At 66.3% G+C, this 20,396-nt stretch carries 17 protein-coding genes; 13 read left to right on the top strand and 4 right to left on the bottom strand.

The annotated features are described in order from the left end of the window. The first annotated feature begins 23 nt into the window (after nucleotides 1-23). From modB to ACVMK0_RS03445, 3 genes are all read left to right on the top strand, one after another. Nucleotides 24-710, top strand: a complete 687-nt coding sequence (modB, locus tag ACVMK0_RS03455; RefSeq protein WP_042921661.1) for a molybdate ABC transporter permease subunit — start codon at nucleotides 24-26, stop codon at nucleotides 708-710. Nucleotides 711-718: 8 nt separating this feature from the next. After that, the gene (locus ACVMK0_RS03450; RefSeq protein ID WP_045534976.1) at nucleotides 719-1,390 is read left to right on the top strand and encodes an ABC transporter ATP-binding protein; all 672 of its coding nucleotides are present in this window, start codon (nucleotides 719-721) and stop codon (nucleotides 1,388-1,390) included. A gap of 185 nt (nucleotides 1,391-1,575) precedes the next feature. Next, complete coding sequence (locus ACVMK0_RS03445) at nucleotides 1,576-2,385, top strand: TOBE domain-containing protein (protein WP_476464644.1); 810 nt, start codon at nucleotides 1,576-1,578, stop codon at nucleotides 2,383-2,385. Nucleotides 2,386-2,433: 48 nt separating this feature from the next. Here ACVMK0_RS03445 and ACVMK0_RS03440 read toward each other — a convergent pair whose 3' ends face one another. Beyond that, nucleotides 2,434-3,384: a histone deacetylase family protein gene (locus tag ACVMK0_RS03440; protein WP_476464314.1), complete on the bottom strand. Its 951-nt coding sequence runs from the start codon at nucleotides 3,382-3,384 to the stop codon at nucleotides 2,434-2,436. A 32-nt stretch (nucleotides 3,385-3,416) separates the two neighbouring features. Between ACVMK0_RS03440 and ACVMK0_RS03435 the strand changes: the two genes are divergently transcribed. From ACVMK0_RS03435 to ACVMK0_RS03415, 5 genes are all read left to right on the top strand, one after another. Next, nucleotides 3,417-4,340, top strand: a complete 924-nt coding sequence (locus ACVMK0_RS03435; RefSeq protein ID WP_476464313.1) for an AAA family ATPase — start codon at nucleotides 3,417-3,419, stop codon at nucleotides 4,338-4,340. 169 nt (nucleotides 4,341-4,509) lie between these two features. Continuing rightward, nucleotides 4,510-5,499, top strand: coding sequence for a DUF58 domain-containing protein (locus ACVMK0_RS03430; protein ID WP_476464312.1), 990 nt, complete (start codon nucleotides 4,510-4,512; stop codon nucleotides 5,497-5,499). Continuing rightward, nucleotides 5,490-7,562, top strand: coding sequence for a transglutaminase TgpA family protein (locus ACVMK0_RS03425; RefSeq protein ID WP_476464311.1), 2,073 nt, complete (start codon nucleotides 5,490-5,492; stop codon nucleotides 7,560-7,562). The genes ACVMK0_RS03430 and ACVMK0_RS03425 overlap by 10 nt, the downstream gene beginning before the upstream one ends. Nucleotides 7,563-7,599: 37 nt before the next feature. Next, nucleotides 7,600-8,787 (top strand): lytic murein transglycosylase B, encoded by a 1,188-nt coding sequence (gene mltB, locus ACVMK0_RS03420; protein ID WP_476464310.1) that lies wholly within the window; start codon nucleotides 7,600-7,602, stop codon nucleotides 8,785-8,787. A 4-nt stretch (nucleotides 8,788-8,791) separates the two neighbouring features. Next, on the top strand, nucleotides 8,792-9,955 hold the full coding sequence (locus tag ACVMK0_RS03415) for a hypothetical protein (protein WP_476464309.1): 1,164 nt from the start codon (nucleotides 8,792-8,794) through the stop codon (nucleotides 9,953-9,955). A gap of 9 nt (nucleotides 9,956-9,964) precedes the next feature. Here the strand turns inward: ACVMK0_RS03415 and ACVMK0_RS03410 are convergent, their stop codons facing one another. Next, a complete protein-coding gene (locus ACVMK0_RS03410) occupies nucleotides 9,965-12,391 on the bottom strand; it encodes a DNA internalization-related competence protein ComEC/Rec2 (RefSeq protein WP_476464643.1) in 2,427 nt (808 codons plus the stop codon). Nucleotides 12,392-12,522: 131 nt separating this feature from the next. Here ACVMK0_RS03410 and ACVMK0_RS03405 point away from each other — a divergent pair, with 131 nt between their 5' ends. Next, entirely contained in the window at nucleotides 12,523-13,002 is a 480-nt protein-coding gene (locus ACVMK0_RS03405; protein ID WP_045534963.1) for a RidA family protein, read from the top strand. On the opposite strand, the gene parC is transcribed toward ACVMK0_RS03405, so the two are convergent. Continuing rightward, complete coding sequence (gene parC, locus ACVMK0_RS03400; RefSeq protein WP_476464308.1) at nucleotides 12,999-15,365, bottom strand: DNA topoisomerase IV subunit A; 2,367 nt, start codon at nucleotides 15,363-15,365, stop codon at nucleotides 12,999-13,001. The two genes, ACVMK0_RS03405 and parC, sit on opposite strands and share 4 nt — an antisense overlap. Nucleotides 15,366-15,422: 57 nt before the next feature. Continuing rightward, entirely contained in the window at nucleotides 15,423-16,433 is a 1,011-nt protein-coding gene (locus ACVMK0_RS03395) for an integron integrase (RefSeq protein WP_476464307.1), read from the bottom strand. Between the two features lie 146 nt (nucleotides 16,434-16,579). Between ACVMK0_RS03395 and ACVMK0_RS03390 the strand changes: the two genes are divergently transcribed. The 4 genes from ACVMK0_RS03390 (at nucleotide 16,580) to ACVMK0_RS03375 (ending at nucleotide 20,250) form a co-directional block, all read left to right on the top strand. Beyond that, nucleotides 16,580-16,930: a cupin domain-containing protein gene (locus ACVMK0_RS03390; RefSeq protein ID WP_476464306.1), complete on the top strand. Its 351-nt coding sequence runs from the start codon at nucleotides 16,580-16,582 to the stop codon at nucleotides 16,928-16,930. Between the two features lie 269 nt (nucleotides 16,931-17,199). Then, nucleotides 17,200-17,679: a hypothetical protein gene (locus tag ACVMK0_RS03385; protein WP_476464305.1), complete on the top strand. Its 480-nt coding sequence runs from the start codon at nucleotides 17,200-17,202 to the stop codon at nucleotides 17,677-17,679. A 346-nt stretch (nucleotides 17,680-18,025) separates the two neighbouring features. Further along, nucleotides 18,026-18,256, top strand: a complete 231-nt coding sequence (locus ACVMK0_RS03380; protein ID WP_111864150.1) for a LapA family protein — start codon at nucleotides 18,026-18,028, stop codon at nucleotides 18,254-18,256. A gap of 107 nt (nucleotides 18,257-18,363) precedes the next feature. Beyond that, nucleotides 18,364-20,250, top strand: a complete 1,887-nt coding sequence (locus ACVMK0_RS03375) for an AIPR family protein (RefSeq protein WP_476464304.1) — start codon at nucleotides 18,364-18,366, stop codon at nucleotides 20,248-20,250. The last annotated feature ends 146 nt before the right edge of the window (nucleotides 20,251-20,396 follow it).

Below are 20,396 nucleotides of genomic sequence, written 5' to 3'. Positions count from 1 at the left end.
TCTGCAGCGCCCACACCAAGCTCATGGATGCGCTAGCCGACGTCTGGATCGTGTTGCGCCTGTCGCTCAAGGTGGCGCTGTGGGCCACGGCGATCACGCTGGTGCTGGGCGTGGCGCTGGGCTGGCTGCTGGCGCGCAAGCGCTTTGTCGGGCGCGAGCTGCTCGACACCCTGTGCACGCTGCCGATGGTGCTGCCACCGACGGTGCTGGGCTACTACCTGCTGGTGCTGGTGGGCAGCCGCGGCCCGATAGGTGCGTGGCTGTATCAACACTTTGGCATCAACCTGATTTTTACTTGGCAGGGCGCGGTGCTGGCGGCGGCGATCGTGACCTTTCCGCTGGTATTCAAGCCGGCCCGGGCCGCGTTTGAGGCGGTTGAGGGCCAGTACGAGCAGGCCGCGCGTGTGCTGGGTGTGTCGGAATGGGCGCTGTTTTTGCGCGTCACGCTGCCGCTGGCTTGGCGCGGTATCATGGCCGGGCTGCTGCTGGCTTTTGCGCGCGCGCTGGGGGAGTTTGGCGCCACGCTGATGATCGCCGGCAACATTCCGGGCCAGACCCAGACGCTGTCGATCGCGGTCTATGAGGCCGTGCAGGCCGGGCAAGACGACATGGCCAACGTGCTGGCCGCGATCACTTCCATCGTCTGCATTGCGGTGCTGCTCTCGGCCACGCGCCTGATGCCGGGGCGCGTGGCGCACCACCAGAACTAGAGCCCGCCATGCTGCTCGACTTTCATCTGCGCAACCGGCTGCAATCGGGCACGCGCGTGTTCACGCTCGACGTGCAGCTCAAGTCGCAGGCGCAGCGCGTGGTGATTGCCGGGCCCTCGGGCTCGGGCAAGAGCCAGACCCTGAAGGCGATAGCCGGCTTGGTGCGCCCGCAGTCGGGCCATGTGCGCATCGACGGCCAGACCCTGTACGACGCGGCCAGCGGCGTTTTTCTGCCGCCGCAGGCGCGCCGGCTGGCTTATGTGTTTCAGGATTACGCCTTGTTTGCGCACCTGACGGTGCGCCAGAACATCGCTTTTGCGCTCGCCCGTGGCTGGCTGAACCCGCGCCGCCGTGCGCGCCACCCGGCGGTGGAGTATTGGATCGAGGCCTTTGAACTCGGGGCCCTGGCGCACCAGTACCCGCACGAGCTCTCGGGCGGGCAGCGCCAGCGCACCGCCTTGGCGCGCGCGCTGGTGGCCGAGCCGCGCGCCTTGTTGCTCGACGAGCCCTTTGCCGCGCTCGACGCCGACCTGCGCCAGACCATGCGCGCCGAACTCGACGCGCTGCAGCGGCGCCTGCAAGTGCCGATGGTGCTCATCACCCACGACCCGCAAGACGTGGCCTTGTTTGGCGACGAGGTGCTGCACCTGCACGAGGGCCGGTCGGGCCGCGCTCCATGAGCCCGCGCAAACCACGCGCCCCGCGCACCGAGCCCAGCCAAGGCACCCCGCACGCTGCACCGGCGCCGCCTGACACCGAAGCTCCGCCCGCGCCACCACCCCCGCAAAAACCCACAGCCCCACCCGCACCCCAATCCACCCAAGCCTCCCCCACCGCCCCCCTGCAGCTGCAAGGGCTGGTGTGGATGACGGCGGGCGAGCGCAACTTCGGCGGCCCCGGCCGCATCGCTTTGCTCGAGCACATCGGCACCTGGGGCTCGATCACGCGCGCGGCCAAGGCGGCCCAGCTGAGCTACAAAGCGGCCTGGGACGCCATCGACACCATGAACACTTTGGCCGGTGAGCCACTGGTGCAGCGCCTGACCGGCGGCAAGGGCGGCGGCGGCACCCGCTTGACGCCCCGGGGCCGGCAACTGGTGGTCAACTACCGCCGCCTCGAGGCCGAGCACCGGCGCTTTGTCGAGCACCTGAGCCGCCAAGCCAGCGGCATGGCCGACGACTACCTGCTTTTGAGGAGCATGACCATGAAAACCAGCGCCCGCAATCAGTTTCTGGGGCGTGTGGTGCGTATCGAGCCCGGCGCCGTGAATGACCTGATCGAACTCGACATCGGCGCACCGCAGCCGCTGGTAGCGCTGCTCACGCGCGAGAGCACGCAAAACCTAGGGCTGCAGATCGGGACCGAGGCCTTTGCGCTGGTCAAGGCCTCATCCATCATCTTGCTGTGCGCCGATGATGACGACGCCGCCGACAACGAGGCTGTCGCCGCCAAACCCAGCCGGGCGCGCTATTCGGCCCGCAACTGCCTGAGCGGCACGATCATGCGCATCACACCCGGCGCCGTGAACGCCGAAGTGGTGCTGCAACTGTCGGGCAGCGCCAGCCTCGCGGCCATCATCACGCAGCAGAGCTGCATCGACATGCAGCTTGCCGTCGGCCAGCGCGCCAGCGCCTTGTTCAAGGCCTCGAGTGTGATTCTGGGGGTGACGGATTGAGATCGGTGCCCGCTTTGATGGCTGCTCCCAAACTCACAAATCATGAACTCACAAATCGGCGAGCACGCGGATGTGCGCTTCCACGCTGCGCGCCAGCGCGCTCAGGTTGTAGCCGCCCTCGAGCACGCTCACGATGCGGCCCTGCGCGTGCCGGTCGGCCACGGCCTTGAGGCGCTGCGTGATCCAGACGTAGTCTTGCTCCACCAGCCCGAGCTGGCCCATGTCGTCTTCGCGGTGGGCATCGAAGCCGGCGCTGATGAAGATCATCTCGGGCCGGTGCGCCTCGAGGCGCGGCATCCAGACGCTGTCGATGAGCTCGCGCACATCCGACCCGCGGCTATAGGCCGGCACCGGCAGGTTGACGAGGTTGTCGGCCTCGGCGTGCGGCCATTCGGGGTAAAAGGGGTGCTGGTAGTAGCTGCACATGAGGATGCGCGGGTCGCCGGCCACGATCTCTTCGGTGCCGTTGCCGTGGTGCACGTCGAAGTCGATCACCGCCACGCGTTGCAGGCCGTGGCGCTCGAGCGCGTACTTGGCCGCCAGCGCCACGTGGTTGAAGATGCAAAAGCCCATGGCGCGCTCGCGGCAGGCGTGGTGGCCGGGCGGGCGCACGGCGCAAAAGGCGTTTTGCAGCTCGCCGGCCAGCACCGCGTCGGTGGCGTTGAGCGCCGCCCCGGCCGACATCAGCGCCGCTTCGTAGGTGTGCAGGTTGATGGAGGTGTCGGGGTCGAGCTGCAGCCGCTCGGGGCCTCCGGCGCGCACTTCTTCGCGCAGTTCATCCGTCATGCCGCGCAGCGAGGCCACGTACATGCGCGAATGCGCCAGTTCGAGCTCAGACTGCGAGGCCGGGTTGGGGTCGCGGCGCTCGAGCGCGTCGGCTAGGCCAGTGATGAGCAACCGGTCTTCGATGGCACCCAAGCGCTCCGGGCATTCGGGGTGGCCCGGGCCCATGTCGTGCTTGCGGCAGGCGGGGTGGGTGTAGTAGCCGGTGGGTTTCATCGTTGTCTCCTTTTTCCGTTATCGTAGCACCCATGCTCGAACCCCAATCCCTCATCGCGCCACTGCTGCGCCAACTCGAAACGGTCATCGTGGGCAAAGCCGGCGTCATCCGCGACGCCGTCACCTGCTTGCTCGCCGGCGGGCACCTGCTGATCGAAGACTTGCCCGGCGTCGGCAAAACCACGCTGGCCCATGCGTTGGCGCACAGCTTTGGCTTGCAGTTTTCACGGGTTCAGTTTACTTCGGACTTGATGCCGAGCGATCTGATGGGGGTTTCGGTATTCGAGCGCGAGCGCGCCGAGTTTGTGTTCCACCCGGGCCCGCTGTTTGCCCAGGTGCTGCTGGCCGACGAGATCAACCGCGCCAGCCCCAAGACCCAAAGCGCGCTGCTCGAGGCCATGGAAGAAAAGCAGGTCTCGGTCGAGGGCGCGACGCGGCCGCTGCCGCAGCCTTTTTTTGTCATCGCCACCCAAAACCCGCACGACCAGCTGGGCACGCACGCGCTGCCCGAATCGCAGCTCGATCGCTTCTTGATGCGCCTGCGCTTGGGCTACCCCAGCCGCCCCGCCGAGCGCCTGTTGCTGCGCGGACTGGATCGGCGCGAGCTGCTCGACACCCTGCCCGCCTTGCTCGACAGCACCGGCCTGGCCCGGCTGCAAGCGCAGGTGCGGGCGGTGGCCCTGAGCGATGCGGTGCTCGACTACCTGCAAGACTTGCTGGAGGCCAGCCGCAACGGGCGCTGGTTTGCGCAGGGCCTGAGCCCGCGGGCTGGGCTGGCGATCTTGCGTGCCGCCCAAGCGCGCGCGCTGCTGGAGGGGCGCAGCTACGCCGCCGCCGACGACGTCGCCGCCATCTTGCCGCAAACGGCAGCGCACCGGCTGCAGCCGCTGGGCAGCGCCGGTCGCGGCGCCTTTGAGCAGGTGCAGGCCATGATCGAGGCCACGGCGCTGCGCTGAAGTGAAACTGGCCCCCACGCTCGCTGCCCCCCAAGGGGGCGCTTCAGTGGCTTCGGGCGGCCGGGCGCCACTGAAGTGAAACTGCCCCCATGCTCGCTGCGCTCGCTGCCCCCCAAGGGGGCGCTTCAGTGGCTTCGGGCGGCCGGGCGCCACTGAGAGGCAATCGCTCATGCCAGCCATGATCCAAACCACCTTTGTGCCGCGCCTGCGCGCTTGGTGGCTGCGCCGCTTGCCACAGCAAGACCAAACCGCGCTGCACCACCACAACCTCTACCTGCTGCCCACCCGTGCGGGCTGGATGCTGGGCTTTACGCTGCTGCTGTTGCTGCTGGGCAGCATCAATTACCAGCTCAACCTAGGCTACCTGCTCACTTTCATGCTCGCCGGCAGTGCGGCGGCTGGGGTCTGGGTGGGGCACCGCAACCTGGCCGGGCTGGAGCTGAGCCTGCACCCGGGCGCGCCGGTGTTTGCTGGCCAGAGCGCCGCGGTCGAAATCCACTTGCGCAACCCCTCGCGGCGCGCGCGCTACGCCGTGGGGCTGCAGTGGCTGGGCAGCGGCGCTGCAGCCAGCGACGTCTGGGCCGATGTGGGCCCCCAAGACCAGCACAGCGTGCAGCTGGCTTACCCGACGCAGCAGCGCGGTCGCCTGCCGCTGCCGGCGCTGCGGGTGCAGACCCTGTATCCGCTGGGCACCTTTAAGGTCTGGCATTGGTGGCGGCCGGCGGCGCAGCTGTGGGTCTATCCGGCCCCCGAGACCCCACCCCCGGCGCTGCCGCTGGCCGCCACACACGAAGACGGCCCGGCCAGCGGCCCCCACGCCGCCCAGCGCAGCGGCGAAACCGATGGCGCCCGCCCCTACCGCCGCGGCGACCCGCTCAAATGGGTGCTGTGGAAAAAAGCCGCGCGCCTGGCCGGCGATGAGCGCGCGCAGTGGATCAGCCGCGACTTCAGCCACCCGGCCGCAGCCGAGCTGTGGCTGGAGCACGCACGCTGCCAGCTGCACGACGAAGAGGCGCGCCGCTCGCGCCTGTGCGCCTGGGTGCTGCAAGCCGATGCCCTCGGGCTGCGCTACGGCTTGCGCCTGCCGGGCTTCGAAATCGCGCCCGAGCAGGGCGCGGCGCAGCGCCAGCGCTGCCTGGAGGCACTGGCATGGCGCTGATGAAACTGGCGCTGCCCTCCGCGCTGGCCCCGCGCACCTGGCCGCGCGAGCTGCGCGACACGCTGTTTTTGCTCGGCGTGGTGGGCTGGATCGTGCTGCTGCAAAGCGCGCATCAGCCGCTGTGGGCCAGCGCACTGGCGCTGCTGCTGTTGCTCGTGCGCGCCGTGCTGGCGCTGCGCGGCCAGCCCTTGCCCGGCCGCGCAGTCATGCTGGCCCTGCTGCTGCTGGCGCTTGCTGGCACCTGGCTGCACCACGGCCAGCTTTGGGGTGCCCTGGCCGGCAGCAACCTGATCGTTCTGCTGCTGGCCCTCAAAACGCTGGAGCTGCGCGCCCGCCGCGACGCGCTGGTGGTGTTTTTCTTGGGTTTTTTCACCCTGCTCACGCTGCTGCTGCATTCGCAGTCGTTGCTCACCGCGCTGGGCATCGTACCGGCGCTGCTGGGCCTGCTCACTGGCCTCGTGCTGGCGCATCTGCCGCTGGGGCGCCCGCCGCTCACCCAAGCGCTGCGCCAAGCCAGCGCCCTGGTGCTGTTTGGGGCGCCGCTGATGCTGCTGCTGTTTGTGCTGTTTCCGCGCTTTGGCCCACTGTGGCACATCCCCACCGACGCCCAGATGGGCCGCAGCGGCCTGTCGGGGCAGATGCAGGTGGGGCAGATCGCACGCTTGGCGCTCGACCCCAGCGTGGCCCTGCGCGTCGAATTCCTCGACGGCCGCCGCCCACCGCAAAATCAGCTGTATTTTCGTGGCCCGGTCTTGAGCCGCTTCGACGGCCAGCAGTGGCTGCCCCAGTACGGCGAGCACAGCCTGCCCGAGCACGCCAGCGCCGCCTTGCAGACCGAGCTGCAAAGCGCCGGCACGCCGCTGCGCTACCGCCTGACCATGGAGCCCAGCCACCAGCCCTGGGTGCTGACGCTGCAAACCACACCGGAGCTGCCACCCATCGGCACCCAGAGCGCGCAGCTCACACCCGATCTGCAATGGATACTGCCGCGGCCCCTGACCGAAGTCACCCGCTTCGAGGCCGTGGCCTGGCCCGAGCTGCGGCACCGCCCGCTGCGCCCCGCCGCCACGCTGGCGGCCAATTTGCTGCTGCCCCCCGGCTTCAACCCGCGCACGCGCCAGCTGGCGGCTGATTTGCTCCAGCAGCTGGGGCCCAACGCCAGCGCGCCGCAGTTGATCGATGCCGTGCTGCTGCGCCTGCGCACCGGCGGCTACCAGTACACCCTGGAGCCGGGCGTGTTTGGCCGCCACAGCGCCGACGAATTTTGGTTTGACCGCCGCGAGGGTTTTTGCGAGCACATCGCCTCGGCCTTTGTGGTGCTGATGCGCGAGCTGGGCATCCCGGCGCGCATCGTCACCGGCTACCACGGCGGCGAGCTCAACCCCATCGACGGCTTTTGGACCGTGCGCCAGAGCGACGCCCACGCCTGGGCCGAAGTCTGGCTGGATGCCCAAGGCTGGACGCGCATCGACCCCACCGCGCACGTAGCCCCAGCGCGCACCACCGACCTGCAGCGGCTGCTGCCGCCACCGGGGCCCCTGGCCGCGGCCCTGATCCAGATCGACCCCGACATGCTGGCCCAGATGCGCGCCATTTGGGAGGCCACCAACAACCGCTGGAACCAGTGGGTGCTCGACTACGGCCAGAACCGCCAGCTCGAGCTGCTGCGCCAGCTCGGCTTTGCCACCCCGCACTGGCAGCAACTGCTGTACCTGCTGGTGGGCCTGCTGTGCCTAGCTACCCTCGCCGCCGTGGCTTGGCTGCAATGGCTGCGGCCGCGCCCCGACCCCTGGCTGCGCCTGTTGCAAAGCGCCCGCAAGGCCGTGGCCCAAGCCGGTGGCGTGGTGCCAGCCCCCGCCACCCCACGCCAGCTCGCCGCCGCCCTGCCCACAAACTGCCCCGCCGCCACCGCCGCCGCCTGGAGCCACTGGCTGCTGCGGCTTGAAGCCCAACGCTACGACCCGACCCAGCAGATCGACCTGCGCGATTTGCGCCGACAATGGCGCCAGTTGCCACCATTGCCACGCCCCGTTGATCCGACCCCATTAAATCGGGCCGCTTGACCCGACCCCAAACCGGTGCCCCGCTCCACCCTTGAACATGACCCACTCGCCAGCCCTTGCCACCCCGGAACACGCGCCCTCGCAAACCCTGCGCCGCCACCTCACGCTCGCAGCGCTGGGCGCTGCCGTGCTGCCCAGCGCCCTGCTGCCGGCGCGTGCTCTGGCCCACCCCGGCCCTGGCACCCTGCCTGCGGCCGCCCTGCCAGCGCCAGCCCCGGCAGCGCCCGCCGCTTCGGCTCCAGCCGCCCCCGGCAGCTTCGCCCACAACCCTGCCGCGCTGGCCTTTGCGCGCCAGCTCGACACCCAACAGGGCTGGAGCGACGGCTGGGCCGAGCGCTGGATCGGGCACGAAGCCCGGCACCGGCCGCAGATCGTGCGCCTCATGACGCCCATGCCGCGCGGCACCCTGCGCGACTGGCCGGCCTACCGGGCGCGCTTCGTCGAGCCGGTGCGCATCCAGGCCGGGCTGCGCTTTTGGCAGCAGCACGAGGCCAGCCTAGCGCGCGCCGAGCGCGAGTTTGGCGTGCCCGACTGGCTCATCGTGGGCATCATCGGCGTCGAGACGCTCTACGGCCGCCACATGGGCACGCACCGCGTGCTCGACGCGCTGGCCACGCTGGGCTTTGACTTCCCGCCCGAGCACCCGCGCGCGGCCCAGCGCAGCGAGTTTTTCCGCTCCGAGCTGGCCGCCTTTTTGCAATTGAGCCACAAGCACCCGCGCCCCCCCGACGCGTGGCGCGGCAGCTTCGCCGGCGCCATTGGGCTGCCACAGTTCATGCCCAGCAACTGGCCGCGCTTTGGCGTCGATTTCGACGCCGACGGCCGCATCGACCTGATCGACAGCGTGCCCGACGCCATCGGTTCGGTGGCGCGTTTTTTGCGCGAACACGGCTGGCAGCCTGGCATGCCCACCCACTTCCCGCTCCGCTTCGACCCTGCACGGCTTGATTTGCCCTCCCTGCTCGCCCCCAGCATCCGCCCCAGCTTCACGCTCGAGCAGTTGCAGGCCTTGGGCGTGCAACCCGGTGGCGCCGCGGCGCAGCACAACGGCCTGCTGGCGCTGGTCGAGCTCGAGCAAGGCGACCCAGCGCGCGGCGGCCAACCCGCCATCCATTGGCTGGGCACGCAAAACTTTTTTGCCATCTCGCGCTACAACCCCAGCAGCTACTACGTCATGGCGGTGATCGACCTGGGGCAGGCGGTGCGGGCGCGACGGAGGAGTTAAACCTATGCCCGCACCCACTACCCCGGCCACCCTAAGCGCGCCCCCACCGCAATCGATCCACCAGAGCCCGATCGACCAGCGCATCGACTGGCTGTTTGACTTGGCGCAGCGCCATGGCGAAGCGTTTCGCGGCCCCGAGGCTTGGCTGGAGCGCCAGCGCTACCGGGCGCAGCACCCCAGCGCCATCGCCGCCCTGATGTGCATGGACGGGCGCGTCAACCTCGCGCTGGCCACCCAACTGCCCGCAGGCATCATCACCCCCTTTCGCAACTTGGGCGGCATGTTCAACCTCGGCTGGCCTTACCTGAGCCAGCTGCTGATCGATTTTGTCAACAACCAAACGCAGAGCGGGCGCCGGGTGCTGCTGCTCATCACCTACCACTGGTCGCGCGGCGAGCGCAAGCGCGGTTGCGCCGGTTTTCGCTATCGGCGCGAGGACAGCATGGCGCACGCTTGGGCCATCCACGCCCAAGTCTCGCAGCTGTTTGGCGCCGCGCACCAGAGCGTCTATCCGATCGTCTGCGGTTTCGAGACCGACGAAGAAGCCCTGTTGCTGCACGGCCCCGACGGCACCGTGCTCGATCTGGCCGCCTTTGGTGCCGTGACCAGCCAACCCGAGCCCGATGCCCGCACACAGCCGCCAGCCGGCACCGAACCCGACGCACTGGCGCTGGAAGCGCAGCTGGTGCGCACCCTGCCCGGCCTGCCGCGCCCGGTACGCGCCGACTTGTTGCCGCTGCTGCTGGGCAACCTGGCCCACGTGGCCGGCGTGCGCCAGCAGCACGGGCGGGCGCTGGCGATCGAGCACCGCGAATGGGTGATATGCCTCGGGCGCGGTTTTGACTTTCTGCACACCCCCAATCTGGCCCTGATGATCGGGCCCTACAGCCCAGACTTGGCGCAACCCATCCGCACCGCCGCCGACATCATCCACAGCAACATGCGCGCCGGGCGCATCCCCCCCGACGGTTTTTTGCTGCTCACCTCCATGCCCTACGAAAACCAAGGTGTCGAGCGCGCCGGGGCCGAGTTGCGCTCGCGCTTTCTGGCCCACTTCGCCACCCAAGTAATCAACGAGGCGCATCCCGATCTGGCCCCCCTGATGCACCGGCGCTGCGCCGTGCTCGACTGGCCGGCGCGGCGGCTCGACGTGCTGCCACCGCTCTAAAACACACTCCTAGGGCGGCGCGGGCAGTGCGCCGCGCCCATCGGGGTGCTGCCAATAGCGCTGGCGCTGCTGGCGCTGGCAGTGCAGCTCGTCCGGGCGCTGGCTGCTGCCCCAAGCGGCCCCGCACAGCGGTGTCGCCACCCACGGGATGCCGCGCTCTTGCAGCCGCGCCAGCACCTGCGGGTGCGGGTGGCCGTAGCGGCTGCGGTGCGCGGCTTGGATCACCACCCACTGCGGCTGCAGCGTGTTGAGCCAGACCGGCCCGCTCGAGGTGCGGCTGCCGTGGTGCGCGGCCAGCAGCACCCCGGCGCGCAGATCGGGCTGCGCCAGCGCCAAGCGGGTTTCCTCCTCGACGTAGATATCGCCCGTCAGCAACAGCGAAGCCGCACCATCCCCCACTTGCAGCACGCACGACATGGCGTTGTCGGGGCGGCGCGTGGCGTAATAGGCCGGGCCCGGGTGCAGAATGCGAAACGGCACCCCGTCCCAGACCCAACTCTGGCCCGCCAGGCAGCGCTGGCTGCTCAAGCCCCAAGGCCGGGTGTCGAACGAGGTGAGCCACTGCGCCTGCGGGTGCGCGCGCGCCAACGTGGCGATGCCGCTGGCGTGGTCGGAATCGATGTGGCTGATCAGCACTTTGGTAGGCGCTTCGCCGTGGCGCCGCAACAGCGGCAGCAACACGCGCTCGGCAGCGTCGCTGTGCGGCCCCATGGGCGGCCCGGTGTCGTAAACCAAGGTGTGGTTCTGGGTGCGCACGATCACCGCCGTGCCCTGCCCGATGTCGGCCGCCAGCCATTCGAAATGCCCCGGCGGCGGGCGCGCCGGGCTGTAGGCCAGCGCCGGCCAGATCAGCAGCAGCCCCCAGGCGCGCAGCGACCACGGCCAGCGCAGCACCAGCAACAGCCCGCCCAAGGCGGCCAGCACAGCCAGCAGCAGCGGCAGCGCCGGGCGGCTGATGGTGGCCCAAGGCCACTGCTGCAAGGCTTGCAGCCACAGCATCAGCGCATCGACCATCCAGCCCGCCAGCAGCCACAGCGGCCAGATCAGCACCCCGGCCAGCGCGAGCGGCGTGACCAGCAGCGTGACCCAGGGTATGGCGGGCAGATTGGCCAGCAGGCCCACCAGCGAAAACTCGCCGAACCACAGCAGCAGCAGCGGGGCCAGGGCCAGCGTCATGAGCGCCTGCGTGCGCACCAGCCCCAGCACATAGTGGCGCCCGCTGCGTCCGTCGGTGGGCAGCGGCTGGCCGGTGGCAAACAGGATCGCCACCGCCACGAAGCTGAGCCAGAAACCGGGGCTGAGCAAGGCCCACGGGTCCAGCAGCACCACCATCTGCATCACCGCCAGCCACATAAAGGGCCACGGCCACTGGCGGCCGCTGAGCTGCAGCAGCACCAAGGTGGCCAGCATCAGCACGGCGCGCTGCGCCGGCACGCCCCAGCCCGAAAACAGCGCGTACAAAAACCCCAGCGCCAGCCCGCCCAAGGCCGCCGCCACCGGCGTGGGCACGGCCAGCAGCAGCGCCGGCAGGCGCCGCCCGGCCAAGCGCCAGAGCAGACCGATGAGCGCCATCGCCATCCAAGCAAAGAGCGTGATATGGGTGCCCGAGACCACCATCAGGTGCGTGACGCCGGTCACGCGAAAAGTCTCCCAATGCGCTTGCGGGATGGCACCCTGATCACCCACCACCAGCGCCGCCAGCACGCCGGCCGTGGCCGCGGGCTGCACGCGCTCGAGCATGCGGTCGCGCACCCACTGGCGCGCCTGCTGCAACGGAAATTGCCAGCCGTGGCCAAGCAACTGCGGCGCCGGCGTGGCCGGCCCGGCGCGCACGCTGCCGGTGGCGTGGATGCCCTGCTCCCACAGCCGCAGCTCGAAATCGAAGCCACCCGGATTGGCCAAGCCGTGCGGGCGCTGCAAGCGCGCCGTCAGGCGCCAGCGCTGGCCGGCGCGCAGCTCGGGCAGGCCAGCGCCCGCGTTTTGCCCGCGCCCCGCACGCGGCGCAAACCACGCCAGCCGCAGCCGCTGCGGCAGCGCCACGGCCACGCCGTCGAGGCTGGCCTGCAGCACCACAAACTCAAACTGCCAGCCCAGCTCGCCTTGGCGCGGCAAACCGGCCACGTAGCCCTCGAGCAACAGATCGCGCCCTTCGAGGTGCGCATCCAGCGCCCCGGCCTGAAACCACAGCGCCCGACCGCCCGTGCTGGCAAACAACAGCCCCGCCCCGACCAGCAGCCAGCCCAGGCTCCACAGCTTTTGCCTAGCACCCCCAAGGCCCGGCTGGCGGCCCCAGAGCAGCGCGCCCAGCAACAGCGCCGCCACCGCCAGCGCGCCGTAAACCTCGAACGACCACAGCAGCGGCTGCTGCAACTGCAACCACGCACCGCCGATGCCACCCAGCATCAGCGGCAAGCCCAGCGCCAGCGCGGCGTGCATTGCCACGGGTCTGTCCATCCCTGCTGCCCCCTTTTGTGCTTTGGACGCCGCATCATATCGCCCTAGAATGGCACTGCGCCGCACCCAGAGCACGCGCCACCCACCCCCAATCCACCTTTATCCTAGCCCCCATGAGCGTCTATCACACCCTGCAAGCGTTGAACATCGAACTGCCGCCCGTGGGCACCCCGGCGGCGGCCTACCTGCCCTTTGTGCAAACCGGCAACCTGGTCATGCTCAGCGGCCACATCGCCAAACGCGGCGGCCAGCCGTGGGTCGGGCAGCTGGGCCTGAACCTGAACACCGCCGAAGGCCAAGCGGCCGCGCGCGCCGTGGCCATCGACCTGCTGGGCACGCTGCATGCCGCTTGCGTGGCCGCCGGCACCGACCTCAACGGCGTGCGCCGCATCGTCAAAGTGATGGGGCTGGTGAACTCGACCGACAGCTACACCGAGCAGCACCTGGTCACCAACGGCTGCTCGCAGCTGCTGGCTGAAGTCTTTGGCCCGACCGTGGGCGCGCACGCCCGCAGCGCCTTTGGCGTGGCCCAGTTGCCGCTTGGCGCCTGCGTCGAAATCGAAATGATCGCCGAGCTGGCACCCAAGCCCTAAAGCACGCGCACGATGCGCTCGGGCTTGAAGCCAAAGTTGCCCGGCTTGCCCTTGCCGCCCCTGGGCCCGCGGGCGTTGTTCAGGCTGCGCACTTCCAGCGTCTCTTCGCGCGGCTTGGCGCCCCGGCCCGTGCCCTCGATGCGCACGCTGCGCGTGTAGGGTTGCGCGCCCACCAGCCGATCGCCGGCCTCGAGGCTGATCAGCTGCAGGCCGCGCCCGCCTTTGGGCTGATGCCGCAGCTGGGCCAGTTCGAAGCACAAAATGCGCCCCGCCGCCGACACCGCGCACACCTGCTGTGCCCCGGCCACCGGCGCCGGTGGGCACAGGCTTTCGCCCTCGGCCAGCGCCAAAAAAGCCTTGCCGGCGCGCTGGCGCGAGAGCAAATCTTCGGTCGCGGCCAGCAGCCCGTAGCCGCCCGAGCCGCACAGCAGCCACTGCACCACCGCCGCTGCCGCCAGGTAATGCTGCGGCTGGGTGCCGCTCTCGAGCTCGATCAGGCTCGTGATCGGCTGGCCGTCGCCGCGGGCGCCGGGCAGGCTGGCCACCGGCACGCTGTAGGCGCGGCCATTGCTGCCCAGCACGATCAGGCTATCCACCGTGCGGCACTCGAAAGCGCCATAGAGCGCGTCACCGGCCTTGAAGGCGAAACCGCCGGCCTCGTGGCCGTGGCCGCTGCGGGCGCGCACCCAGCCCTTGGCCGACACCACCACCGTCACCGGCTCGTCGATCAGCTTGACTTCGGCGCTGGCCTTGCGCTCGGGCTGGATCAGGGTGCGGCGCGCGTCGCCAAAGGCCTTGGCGTCGGCCTCGATCTCGCGCACCAGCAAGCGGCGCAGGCTGGCCGGTTGCGCCAGCACCTCTTCGAGCCGGCCCTGCTCGGTGCGCAGCTCGCTCAGCTCCTGCTCGATCCGAATCGCCTCCAGCCGCGCCAGTTGGCGCAAGCGGATGTCCAAAATGTCGTCGGCTTGGCGCTCGCTCAGGGCAAAACGCGCCATCAGCGCCGCCTTGGGCTCGTCGCTGCTGCGAATCAGGGCGATCACCTCGTCGATATTCAGCAACACCAGCGCCCGCCCCTCCAGAATGTGGATGCGCTCGAGCACGCGCTCCAGCCGGTGCTGGGTGCGCCGCGTCACGGTCTGCTGCCGAAACGACAGCCACTCGCTCAGCATCTGGCGCAGGCTCTTGGGCAGCGGCTTGCCATCCTGGCCCACCAGCGTCAGGTTGATCGGCACCGAGCACTCGAGGCTGGTGTGCGCCAGCAGGGCCGCGATCAGCTCGTCTGGGCTGGAGCGGCTGCTCTTGGGCTCGAACACGATGCGCACCGCCGCGTCTTTACTCGATTCGTCGCGCACGGTGTCGAGCAGCGCCAGCAGGCTGGCCTTGAGCTGCGTCTGCTCGGGGCTGAGCGCTTTTTTGCCGGCCTTGACCTTGGGGTTGGTGATCTCCTCGATCTCCTCCAGCACCCGCTGCGTGCTCACGCCCGGCGGCAGCTCGGTCACCACCAGTTGCCACTGGTTGCGCGCCAAGTCTTCGATGCGCCAGCGCGCGCGCACCTTCAGGCTGCCGCGCCCCGTGCGGTAGGCTTGTGCAATGTCTGGCGCCGGGCTGATGATCTGCGCCCCACCCGGAAAGTCGGGCCCGGGCAGCAGGGCCAGCAGCTCGTCTTCGCTCAGCTCCGGGTTTTTGATCAAGGCCACGCAGGCGCTGGCCACCTCGCGCAGGTTGTGGCTGGGGATTTCGGTCGCCATGCCCACCGCAATGCCGCTGGCGCCGTTGAGCAGCACAAAGGGCAGCCGGGCCGGCAGCTGGCGCGGCTCCTGCGTCGAGCCGTCGTAATTGGGCACAAAGTCCACCGTGCCGGCGTCGATCTCGTCGAGCAGCAGCGTGCTGATGCGCGCCAGCCGCGCCTCGGTGTAGCGCATGGCCGCAGCGCCATCGCCATCGCGGCTGCCAAAGTTGCCTTGGCCGTCGATGAGCGGATAGCGCTGCGCGAAGTCTTGCGCCATGCGCACCAGCGCATCGTAAGCGGCTTGGTCGCCGTGCGGATGAAAGCGCCCCAACACATCGCCCACCACGCGCGCGCACTTGACCGGCTTGGCCGCACCCGCCGCCGCACCCGCGCCCCCAGCACCGCTGTGCCCGAGCCCCATGCGCTGCATGGCATACAAAATGCGCCGCTGCACCGGCTTTTGCCCATCGCACACATCCGGCAAAGCCCGCCCCTTGACCACGCTGAGCGCGTACTCGAGGTAGGCGCGCTCGGCGTAGTCGGCGAGGGTGTCGGTGCCGTCGGTGCTGTTGGTACCGGGGGGAGAGTCGGGTTGGGGGGGGACGGTATCGGGGATGGGCGGAATGGGGTTCATGCGCCGATTTTCGCGCACGCGGGGGCAGGATTGGGGTCGCGGCTCAGGCTCGCGGCTTTAAAGCGCATCGAGCGGGCTGCGCACGCCCTTTCCACCTTGGTTGAGCACGTGGGTGTAGATCATGGTGGTGGCCACATGGGCATGGCCGAGCAGTTCCTGGATGGTGCGGATGTCGTAGCCGTTTTGCAGCAAATGGGTGGCAAAACTGTGGCGCAGGGTGTGCGGAGTCGCCGGTTTGGCCAGCCCGGCCGCCTGCACCGCCCGTTTCATGGCGCGCTGCAACAGTTTTTCGTCCATGTGGTGACGCCGCTGCACGCCGCTGCGCGGATCCACCGAATAGCTGCCAGAAGGAAAGACGTACTGCCAGCCCCACTCTTGCGCGGCGAGCGGGTATTTGCGCTCCAGTGCATCGGGCAGATAGACGGCTGCCATGCCCTTGGATCGATCGTCTTCGTACAAATGCCGCCGCCAGACCCAATGCGCACGCAGCGGCTCGGCCAGCTTGCGCGGCAGCATGGTCACCCGATCCTTGCCGCCCTTCCCGTCGCGCACCAGCAACTCGGCGCGCTCAAAGTCCACGTCCTTGATACGCAAGCGCACCACCTCCATCAAGCGCATGCCACTGCCATACAGCAGTCGCGCCATCAGCGCGTGCGTGCCCTGCATCCGCTCCAGCACCGCCGTCACTTCGCCGGGCGTGAGCACCACCGGCAAGCGGTCTGGTCGTTTGGCACGCACCACGTCTTGCATCCAGGGCAAATCCTGGCCGAGCACCTCGCGGTACAAAAAAAACAGGGCCGACAGCGCCTGGTTCTGCGTCGAAGCCGCCACCTGGCCCTCCACCGCCAGATGCGTCAAGAACGCCTCCACCTCCGGCGCCCCCATCCCAGACGGATGGCGCTTGCCATGAAACAAAATAAACCGCTTGGCCCAGTGGACATACTGGGTTTCGGTTCTTATACTGTAGTGGCGCAAGCGGATGCGCTCGCGCAGCAGGTCCAGCAGCTTCGGTGCCGCGGGGCCTGCGGTAGCCTTGCCAGAGACCGAAAAAGGTGTGGGATCAGACATCACAAGGGGCTGGAAGATGAGATATACACCTGCTGGACGGCTTGAGTATACGCCGTTGGCGGCGTATACTTTACGTTAGGCATTCGAAAACCCGCCGAGGCGCGCTTCTTGCTCGCACTCGCCAAGCCCGTTCCATGGAGTCGGCAATGAGTCCGCAGCGTTTGTTCAAGGTCGCAGAGTTCCTCCAACCAACCGATGGTGAACCCATTCGCTCGGTCATCACCCAGTCGGCTGACGCAGCGATCGTTGCTTGGTACGTCAAGCCCGGACAGCACATCTCGGCTCATGTGCATCCCGATGGTCAAGACACATGGACCATCCTTTCCGGTTGCGGGGAGTACCACGTCAGCGCTCTGGGGCAGTCGATTGCCATAGCCAAGGGAGATGTGCTAGTCGCCCATCGCCGGGAGGTTCACGGTGTGCTGAACACCGGGCAAGAGCCACTTGTCTTCGTTTCAGTCGTCTCGCCCGCAGCATCGGGCTTCGAGCCACTGTAGTAGGTCATTGGCGGAGCCTAGGCCTCTGTCTGACTTCTGCCACCCAACCTCCCCGCGCTCCGGCGACGCTACCCGGCTGCTGGCCTGCCGCTCCCCGGTCTGGCCACCGTCACCCAGCGCACCGCGCTTGCTTTCCTGCAAGGCTCCAGCCATAATCTCCGGCAACGCCGCAGCGTTCCAAGACCCCAGCACCCTTCTCCACAGCGCCTAACCTGCGGTTCAACTCGGACGTGCCTTCGGCACGCCGGTTAACCTCAACGTTAGGCATCATGACCGACGAACTCGCAAACTGGACGATCAAAGACTGGCTTGAGTCAGCGGCCTACGCTGTCGCAATCCTCGGCGCCCTTGCGGGCGCATCGCTTTACTTGTGGACATCGCGCGAGAAAGCGATTGACGAAAGCCGGAGCGTTCTTGCCAATCAGTGGACGAACGAGGGTGATGTTTCTGGCAAAGAACGTGAGTTCATCACGCTAGAGCTTGAAGACTCAGATGGTGATCTCATCGGCAGCCTAAGTTCTCCGTCCATGCAAAGGCCGCTTGAGGTGCATGCGCACGTCGGCTGGAGTTCGACGACGCTTAAGCTCTCTAAGCTTGTTGGCAACCGGGTTGTTCCAGTTGCTACCGTCAAGATCCGCGTCGTTGGCAACAAAAATCGTCTTGAGTGGCGTGTCGTTGACTCAGGCACCCCCGAGCACATCCCGGCATCTACGATCCTGTGGCCCGTTCCTTCGGCCGCTCGCGGGTGATGCCTAACAGTTCGCTCAAGCGGACCAATCAATCGCTTCGCGATTGATGTGGCCGCTTAGCTCCAGCGTTAGGCCTCGCTCTGGTTTCTTCCGCTCCACCTCCGCGTGCTCCGGCGGCGCTACTCGGTTGCTGGCCTGCTGCTCGGCCTTCGTGGCAAAGTACAGGCTTGCGCTTGCTTTCCTGTGCGACCCCAACCATAATCTCCAGCACCGCAGCAGGCGAAGGCAGCAGCACCCAGCTCCACCGCCTAACCTGCGGTTCAACTCGGACGTGCCTTCGGCACGCCGGTTAACCTCATACGTTAGGCTTTGCATCCAACAGTACGTAATCTTCAAGGAGAGCTAAATGCGCTATCTGTATCTTGCAATCGTCATCCTCATGACACTCGTCGTCGTCACATTCATGGTCCAAAATAGCGGCAGTGCGACGGTTTCCCTCCTTTCTTCTTCAGCGACGTTGCCTTTATCGCTGTTGACCTTAGGCACCTACTTCTTAGGCATGCTGACAGGTGGCATGCTCATTGCTTTCATTCGATCATTGGTTCGCGGCGCAACCAAGCCGCAACCAAATCAGTAGATGCAGGCATAGCCTAACAATTCGTTCAAGCCGACGCCGCTTCGAGGCGCCGCTTAACTCGGGCGTTAGGCGTCAACAGTCACCACCCACCGATTTCGAAGGTTTCAATGAAGAACGTTGATTTCTACAAGCTCCTGACCGGCGAACTTGACGCAATCGTCGCTGAACGTATGGACAGCAAGCTTAGGGCTAAGCTTAAACAAGAGGAACAGAAGCGCGCATACGCTCTTCTCATATGGTTTCTGAGCTTTTACTCAGAAGTCGCAAATGTCGAGACTTACATTACCGACGGCAACGACGACTCCTCATGCGACATAATTCTTGATCTAACTGACAATCAAGGAATAAAGACGTTCTATCTCATACAGAGCAAATGGAACTCGGAATCCAACTGCAGCGGCGAGTTGGACAGCACTGAACTAAAGTCGTTCCTTTCCGACGTTCAAGTCGTGATGCGAGGGGAAAAGTCGGGATCCAAGAACTCTCGCTTCAACGCCCGTTATAAAGATCTGCTTCAGCACATTAAGCAAAACGGTGCGGTGAAGGCGATATTTCTCTGCCTAAAGAACAGGTGCACGACAACCGCCGACAACATAACCGCCACAAAGAACTCGATTGGCGGTCGCCTCGAGATTGAAATATTTGACATCAACAGGATTAAGTGCGATTTCATTTCTCGACGGTTCAAGGGCTCGCTGCCGCCCAATCCCCTGAATAGCATCTACAGCCCAGAGTACGAGAAAATTAGGCTTAGCGTTGCGCGGGACGACCCGGCATCGAGAAATCAAATATTTGTTAGATCGCCTTTTGAGGCGCACGTCTTCTTTGTGAAGCCTTCGATGATTTTCGCACTGGTTGAGCGCTACGGCGTCTCCCTGTTTGAGAAGAACGTTCGAAATCCGCTTCAACGATCCTCGATTAATGCGGAGATCGAAAGCACACTGAAGAATAACCCCTCATACTTTTGGTACTACAACAATGGAATAACGGCAATTACAAGAAGCATCCCAGAGATTAGCCAGCAGGCGGAGGAGTTCGAAGTAATAGGTTTGCAAATTATCAATGGCGCACAGACCGCTTACTCAGTATTCAAGGCGCTTCAGTCCTGTTCGCCGGAGCAACGCGCCCTAATCGATGCAGAGGCCAGAGTCACATTTCGTTTACTCAAATCCGGCGGCAAGGACTTCGACCTCAAGGTGACGAAGTACACAAACTCACAGAACCCTGTATCGGATAGAGATTTCTGGTCGAACGATCCAGTTCAGGAAAAAGTGCAAGAGTACTTCTATGACACCAATCACTGGTACGAACGCCGGGCCGGTGAATTCAAGAAGCCACCTGAACAGGTATCGATAATTCCGAATACCTACGTAGCCAGTGCGCATCTTGCATTCTGGTTAGGCGACCCCGTTGGCGTGTTTGATGCCGCCATGAAGCGAGAATCGAAGAAGATGGACCTGGTTTTTACCTCGTTCAAAGAGAATGAAAAGGGCTTGTACGAGAAGATATTCAATAAGGACACCGACAGCAAGTCAGTTTTCGCCTCCTTCTGCATGTTTGATCTACTTACTGACGGAGACGGATTTGAGATTCCAACTGTCTTCTTCACGAATGGTTTTCATATTCTTGCGATTGCAAGGGTTCTGCTGAAGAAGTACCTAAAGGCGAAGTTTGGTGACACAGTCAATCTCGCCGAATACATTGTCAAGCGGCATCTCACAGATGACGACAAGCCCTTGCGTCAGGTGATTACGCACGCCTCGGTCATCATGAGCCAAGAGATGAAAGCCGACGGACCAAAGAAGGAACGTCGCCAAGCCTTCCTCAACCTCATGACGAAGCGCGCGCACTTCGACGTACTGCTTGAGAAGCTCGAGAGTTCCGCGCTTACGCCAGAAACAATCGAATCTATCGAACTCAAAGAAGCCGGTGATGAGCTCGACCGCCTCGAGGATGACGAGTTTGAAACGATTGAAGCCGCGGAATCCACATAATCCCAGGTTGACGCCTAACCCCTCGTTCAAGCGGAGCGCCAACGGCAGGCCACCAAGCCCGGGCTGGTGGTACGCGGTACATTTTCACCAGCCCGGGCTTGGCGGCCTGCCGTCGTCGCCCGCTTAACTCGAACGTTAGGCTTTGC

Source organism: Serpentinimonas sp. SSL01, from assembly GCF_056323735.1.
This window is presented reverse-complemented; position numbering and strand designations above follow the sequence as displayed.